Genomic DNA, 6,538 nt, shown 5'->3' on the forward strand with positions numbered 1-6,538 from the left:
ACCCCGCACACAGAGACACCTGATGACCTCGCCCCTCACCGCCCCGAACACCACCCCGCACGATCCGGCAGCCGAGGACCTTCAACGCCGACGGGAGGCGATCGGCGCCCTCGGCCACGAACTGCGACTGCTCGTCGACGCCACCGTCCGCACCACAGCCTCCCCGGAAACCCTGAACCGCCTGGCGGAAGACATCCGCACCCTCACCGGAACGTTCACCGGCCCCCGCCGAGCACCGGCAGACATCCCCGCGGTGGACGAATTCCCCGGCGGAACACGGATGTACAGCCCCGTCACCGGCCCTGGCAGCCCGCTCGCGCCACCCCTGCACGTCACGCCTGCCGGCGACGGCGTAGCGGGAACCTGCACCCTCGGCATCGCCCACGAAGGGCCACCGGGCTACGGCCACGGCGGCATGAGCGCCATGCTCCTCGACGAACTCATGGGGTGGGCCTGCACCGCCGCCGGAATGCCAGGGATGACCACCGGCCTCCAACTGCGCTACCACCGCCCCGTCCCCTTGCAGACACCCCTGCACCTCTCGGCGCGCATCACCGGAACCGACGACCGCAAAATCTTCGTGGTCGGCTCGATCACCACCGACCACGACCGCTCGGCAACCCTCGTGTCGGCGGACGGCACGTTCGTCGCACCGGACCCCGACCGCGCCCGCGCCCTGTTCCCGAGCCTGCGCGAGGAAACATGAGGACCAGCTCACCACAATCGTGGTGCTGCCAGTCGTCCAGCCCGCAGAACCGCCCAACCCCAGGCACGTGACAGGGCACCGCAACGCCCCACTCACCCCCGAAGGACGACTGCGCCCATGCCTACGCATCGAGGCGGGACGCCCAATCGCACACGTCGCCGCCGAAGCCGACATCTCCCGCCGGTGCTTGGGCAAGTGGTACGCCCGCTGGCGCGCGCACGGTGAGGACGGACTTCTCGACCGCTCCTCCCGCCCAGCAGTAAGCCCAGCCCGCACCACAGAAGACAAGGAAAACCTGACATCCGCTTCACCAGCGCCCTCGACAATGACATCGAGATCGCCGAACAAGCCGACAAGATCCTGGTCTACAACCACCCAGCCGGCAAGAACGGGCTCCTCTGGAGCGACCTGCTGTCCTGGTGGCAAGAAACCCGCGGCATCGCGGACACGGAGACGGCCCGCCACACCCTCTACGACCGTATGCAGGCTTCCCTGCCACGTGAATCCGCAGGCCAGAAGAACCTGTTCTGGCTCTACCACAACCTTTACAAGGGCCAACTGCACGACGTACCCGCGCTCCTGCCAGAGATATGGGTGCACTGGGACCCCAAGACCATCCGCGAACGCGGGGAGCGCGCCATGCAGAACCTCCGCATGGACTTCCTCATGCTCCTGCCCGGGAACCGCCGCGTGGTGCTGGAAGTCGACGGCATGCAGCACTACACGCGCGACGGCGGAGCCGTACCCGACAGCGCAAAGTACTCCGCCACCATGGCCGGCGACCGCGACCTGAAGTTCCGCGGATACGAGGTGTTCCGCTTCGGCCACGACGAACTGCGCGACCGTGATGGCGCTCGGCCCGTGCTCACCGACTTCTTTCGGACGCTCCTGAATCGCACACCTGATAGACGTCCGTAACTCATCACTCCCGATGAGTGCCGCCTGCTTCGGCACCGAGGGAGGCGGCACCGGATAGCCAGACGTGATCAGCGGTGTTGGACGTGCGCTGCTGGATCACATGAGGTCGACGTCAGGTTCCCAGTCGTCATCCACCTCTTCTTCAGTGCGCAGTGAATGGGCCTTCATGCCCGCGAGCTCCAGTTCCGGGCCGGTGAGCGTGAGCTTGCAGACCCGGCACCCGAAGAAACGAGGGAGGAACCAGATATCCCCGTAATCCCCGCCTTTGTCGCGCCCGCTGAGGAGGGCGGGACTCTTGCACGCCGGACACTGCGTGGGTACGTACAGGAGCCACCGGCTGGGCAGCGGCGCAGCCGACAGGCTGGCGACCACGGCTGCCTTCTCGCTGTCTGACATGCGGTCCGTCAGCTGCGTGAACATCTCCTGTGCCCGCCGGATCCTCGCCTCGTAGCGCAGCTTCAGCTCGGACGTCGCCTTCTCTACGAGGTTCTTGCACGCCTCGTAGTGTTTCTCCCAGAACCAGCTTGACTCCTTCGCCAAAGAGGGCAGCAGGGAGTCGATATACGTCACACCGGCTGCCAGCAGCTCCCTGCACTCGCTGGAGGCACGCCCCCATCCCATGTGAGTGATGCCGTTGCGGGCATCTCGCAACGTCGCGAGATGCGCTGGCGGCTTGACGTTCTGTACCTGCGCGAGCCTCGTCACGGCCTCCGCACCGCCGACGGTCCGGAGACCCGCATGCCCCTTCTGCACCTTGTCCTTCCCGGCCACCCAGTACCAGCAGATCTTCCACAGAAGGCTTGATGTCGGCCAGCAACGTGAGTGCGATGGAAGCCAGACACGCCTTGGCCAGATGCTCGACAGCTACAGCCATGTGATGGACCGCGAAGTCCTGGTCCAACGGCTCCTCGATGTAGGCGTCAAGGGCTGTCCGAGCCCATCGCTGTGCAGAGCGCACCAGCTCGTCACGGATCTCATCCTGGTTCATCGAAGAACCGTAATGTGCTTCGCGCTCGATACACGGCATTCGGTGAGTTGCCGAGTGAGCCCGATGGGGTCGGCCAGCGGCCCGTGGTTCTCACACCCAGTCCACGCCCAATTCCGCGAGGGCGGCGAGCTGGTCGGCGCCCAGCCGGTCTCTCCTGGATTTCGTGTTGGAGACCCATACCCCGAGCTTCACAGACACCGGCTCCGTCTCGCCGTCGACCTCGATCTCGACGACCGCACCGCGCGGGACCGGTCGGTGGGCGCCTTCCCGCTCCACCCACTGCGCCAGGGCTGCCAGGCCCCGCTGGAACGCCTGCTGCGCCTTGCTCGGGCCCTTCTCCGTGTGGGCGGCCGCCGGGGCGGGAGACGGCGGCGCAGCGGGCGTCACGCCCAGCTGGGTGAGGCGCTCTCGTTGCTCGGGCAGGAGCCGTGCCCAGGTGCCCGGCTGTTTCTGCTGCTTCAGCCACTTCCCCAGGTCGTCGCCGTCCATCAGTACGCCCGGATGGATTTCGGGGAGGTGCCCGTCGGCGTCGGCGAGGTCTGCGAGGACGCGGTGGTGGCGTTGCCAGTCCAGCGGCCACGGGCAGTCCCAGTCCGGGTCGATCTCCGTCAGCTGCGCCGCGCGTACGGTGGCCCGTTCCGGGTCCTTGCCCAGGCCGTTCTTCGCGCCCTTCCGCCGGAGGTTGGCCATGTGCTGTCCGACGGGCACCATCGTCTCGCCCTCGCCCCACACGGCGTCCTGCCTGGGTGCGAGGTGTCCGGTGGCGCGGTGGTAGGAGCGGAGCGCGGCGAGCTTGGTCTCCCAGGCTTCCTCAGTCGGCTCCCACACCATCCCGGCTTCCGGCAGGTCGAGGAGCTCCTTGCGGTGGGGGTCGAGCTCACCGGCACGCAGGGCTTTTCGCTGTTGGTGGACCCATCTGCCCAGGGGGAAGTCCGGCGTCGCGCCCACTGTCGCCTCGGTGTCGTAGGGGACGGCGTGCAGGCCGGTGATCTCGTTCTCCTTCCGCCAGCGGACGAGGGCTTGGTAGCCCTCGAGCCAGACCAGGGACTCGGGCCGGATGACGCGGCAGCGGGTCAGAGCGGCGATGTCGGCGGCGTCGCGGGGGCGGGCGAAGTTGACCACGACCTGGGTGACGCGCTCGATCTCCCGCTGCGCCTCACTGGTCTCCTCGCCGCCCCCGCCGCCGGCTCCTCCTGCGGGGGCAGGGTGGACGTGGAGGCGTCGGCGCTCGGCGCCGCGGGTCAGGGCACGCGAGGCGAGCTGCTCGACGAGGCGCTCCGAGTGCGAGCGCAGGGCCTGGAGGATGTCGACGAGGGGTTGGTAGCTGGCGGAGGCGACCATGTCCTTGGGGTCCTCACCGGGCTGCAGGAAGATGGGGATGATGATCCGCGCGACCTTCGTGCTGCCGTCCGGATTCGGGCGCAGCGCCCGCCCGATGTTCTGGACGATGTCGACCTGGGAGCTGCGCGAGCCGACGATGCACACCGCTTCCACACCGCGCAGTCCGGTGATGTCGACGCCGACGCCGAGGGCGCGTACGGAGGCGAGGAACGCGCGATGGACTCGCCGGTTGTCGGCGTTGATGCCGTTTGCGAACTGGCGGATGAGCTCGCGCCGGTGGGCGATGGGGTGGTCGCCGCACAGCCAGTCGGCCCAGACCCGGTCCGGGGGCACGTGACGGCCGTCCTCGAGCTCGTACAGCGCGGCGTCGATGGAGGAGGCGGGCAGTTCCTCCGCGTGAGCGAGAGCAGCCTCGGACGCCTCGGTGGCGTAGAGCTCGGCCGCCGTACGCGGCATCTGCTCGGCGAACGCCTCGGCTTCCTCGACCCGCTGATGGAAGGTCATGACGGTGTGCAGGTTCATCTGTGCCGCGTGCTCCAGCAGCGCGGCCTGGAGCAGCGCGAGCCGCCGGCCGCGCAGAGCATCCTCGGACAGACCCAGGATCGGGTCGGGGTCCCGGATCTCCAGCACATCGATCTCGAACCCGGCAAGGATCGCCCGCTCGATGGCTTCCGCCAGTCCGAGGTCGAAGATCCTGTTGCCGTAGGTGACGCTGTCGTCCTCCATCGAGGCGATCACCAACTCCTTCCCGTCCCGCCCCCGTTGTGGCCGGGGCGCGGCCAGGATCCGCGGGGTAGCGGTCAGGTAGAGCCGGAAATCAACCGGAATCCGGGACTGGTCGTGGACCGCAGCCCATGGCCGGCCCATGTCCCCGGCCGTCATGTGCGCCTCGTCCAGGACCGCCAGGTCGAACGGGGCCATCCGCTGCCCGTACAGCCGCTCCCCGCCCGCCAGCGCCGCCTCCAGAGGCCCCCGGACCTTCCGGCGGCCGGTGATGTCGGTGGGATCCTCGCGGTCCACGAGGGACGCGTAGGTGGCGAACACGACCACCGGCCCGGACCCTGCCCACAGCGCGAGCTGGATGGCGTTGGTGGTGGTGCGCACCCCGAGCTGCTCCAGGACCTCGTCCTTGTCCACCCTGCAGACGGCGACCATCGGCGCGCGGTGTCCGACCCGGCGCCAGGACTGGGCGCTCTGCACGATCAGGTCCAGGGTGGGCACCATGACGAGGATCCGCCCGTCCGGGAAGCACTCCAGCGCGCTCGCGGCGGCCATGATCGTCTTCCCGGATCCGGTCGCCGACACCCCCGTGGCACGGGCCCCCTCCGGAGGCACAGGTGATCTTGCAGGGAATCCGACCCAGTTTCGGAAGCTTGACTTTTGGTCTACTTGATGTTCCTTGAGTGGAATCGCAGACATTTACTTTGCTCTCCCGATGCCCATTTTCTGGTGGTGCCTCAGATGGCCTTGTGTAGATGTGCGTAGGCGGAGTTGTCCCAGATCGACACGTCCGCGAGATGCCAGCCGCCGGGCTTTTCCGTCCATGAAGGACGGCTTGTCGTCCGGGTCGTAGTGCCCGGTCTTGCGCGCGTGCAGAAGATGACGCCCCCACTGGACATCTCCGCCTCCCGCGCCGCGCACAGACCTCCGGCCTCGCCCAGCGCCTCCAGCACCCGCCGCCACTGCGTGGTGTTCGGGTGCGTACGCGGCAGCACGGTCTCCCGGACGAACCTCTCCAGCCACACCAGGTCAACCTGCTCACGCTGCCTCATGTACGCGATATGTACGGCCAGTTCAGCCGCTCCGGCAGACCGACCGCCGCGGGCATGACCAGTCCCGATCCGCGATGCCACCAGGGCCTCCCTTACGGCCGTCACACCTTCGTCCCATCCGTCCGCGAACAGCGGGCCCCGAGAGGCCGGCGCCATGCCGTCCAGCTCCACGACCTCGCACCGCGGGCCTCCAGCGCGGCCATCAGGCCGTCAGCCTCGCTTGCGGGCACCCCTGCGCCTCCAGGAGCGCGAACAGCTTCAACCGGGCGTTCACGCCCGCTGTCTGGCACTGCGTCACCCGACGCACAGAACCGGCACTCGAACGGGATCGGGTCCGGTAGATTCGTGGTGAACAGTCATCTGCGGCCGTTCCTCTCGGAATCCCGGGAAGGTCCCCGGGCGGTTAGGGGGTGCCCCATGTTTCCGCCAACGGTACATGCTGCATCAACTTGATGCACGCGGTACACTGGACCTCACACCAACGAGCGACCCCCACCGCTTGTAGCCAGCCCGGCCCGCGTCAGCGGTCCCCAAGGGACTGGAGGCGCAGCCGGAAGGACCGTCAGGCGGGGGAGCGCAGCGAACCCGCCCAGAAGTGCGAAGCACTTCTCAACTTTCTTACTGGATACCTCACTAGCCGCACCTGACACCTCGCCAGCCACGGCCGCGCGGCGCGCGGCCAGCCGGGCGCGCAGCGGCCGGCTCCACCGGTCCCTGGAGCGCAGCGGAGGGGACCGCCCTCGCATCGCGAGGGCCAGCGGGAGCGCAGCGACCGCCCCACTTGCATATCGCGCAGCGATATGGCTGCTGTCT

Annotated in this window: 5 protein-coding genes and 1 pseudogene; 3 read left to right on the forward strand and 3 right to left on the reverse strand. The window is 68.2% G+C overall.

The genetic code is table 11. The features are described from left to right. Positions 1-22: 22 nt before the first annotated feature. The 3 genes and pseudogenes from ACFVGS_RS24845 (at position 23) to ACFVGS_RS24855 (ending at position 1,624) form a co-directional block, all read left to right on the forward strand. Complete coding sequence (locus tag ACFVGS_RS24845; protein ID WP_384407704.1) at positions 23-706, forward strand: PaaI family thioesterase; 684 nt, start codon at positions 23-25, stop codon at positions 704-706. A gap of 67 nt (positions 707-773) precedes the next feature. Further along, positions 774-983: pseudogene (locus ACFVGS_RS24850) on the forward strand (helix-turn-helix domain-containing protein); the annotation flags it as partial. A gap of 203 nt (positions 984-1,186) precedes the next feature. Then, complete coding sequence (locus ACFVGS_RS24855; protein ID WP_384408079.1) at positions 1,187-1,624, forward strand: hypothetical protein; 438 nt, start codon at positions 1,187-1,189, stop codon at positions 1,622-1,624. 96 nt (positions 1,625-1,720) lie between these two features. Here ACFVGS_RS24855 and ACFVGS_RS24860 read toward each other — a convergent pair whose 3' ends face one another. The 3 genes from ACFVGS_RS24860 to ACFVGS_RS24870 all read right to left on the reverse strand — a co-directional run bounded on the left by ACFVGS_RS24860 (position 1,721) and on the right by ACFVGS_RS24870 (position 5,896). Further along, positions 1,721-2,395, reverse strand: a complete 675-nt coding sequence (locus ACFVGS_RS24860; RefSeq protein ID WP_384407702.1) for a hypothetical protein — start codon at positions 2,393-2,395, stop codon at positions 1,721-1,723. 307 nt (positions 2,396-2,702) lie between these two features. Next, on the reverse strand, positions 2,703-5,372 hold the full coding sequence (locus ACFVGS_RS24865) for a Helicase associated domain protein (RefSeq protein ID WP_385693708.1): 2,670 nt from the start codon (positions 5,370-5,372) through the stop codon (positions 2,703-2,705). A gap of 38 nt (positions 5,373-5,410) precedes the next feature. Then, on the reverse strand, positions 5,411-5,896 hold the full coding sequence (locus ACFVGS_RS24870; RefSeq protein ID WP_385693709.1) for a hypothetical protein: 486 nt from the start codon (positions 5,894-5,896) through the stop codon (positions 5,411-5,413). Positions 5,897-6,538 lie beyond the last annotated feature (642 nt).

This window comes from Streptomyces sp. NPDC127114 (assembly GCF_042677525.1).
Lineage (GTDB): Bacteria > Actinomycetota > Actinomycetes > Streptomycetales > Streptomycetaceae > Streptomyces.

Coding starts and splice junctions, on each gene's coding strand:
- ACFVGS_RS24845 (WP_384407704.1), top strand. CDS start 23: ATGACCTCGCCCCTCACCGCCCCGAACACCACCCCGCACGATCCGGCA.
- ACFVGS_RS24855 (WP_384408079.1), top strand. CDS start 1,187: ATGCAGGCTTCCCTGCCACGTGAATCCGCAGGCCAGAAGAACCTGTTC.
- ACFVGS_RS24865 (WP_385693708.1), bottom strand. CDS start 5,372: ATGTCTGCGATTCCACTCAAGGAACATCAAGTAGACCAAAAGTCAAGC.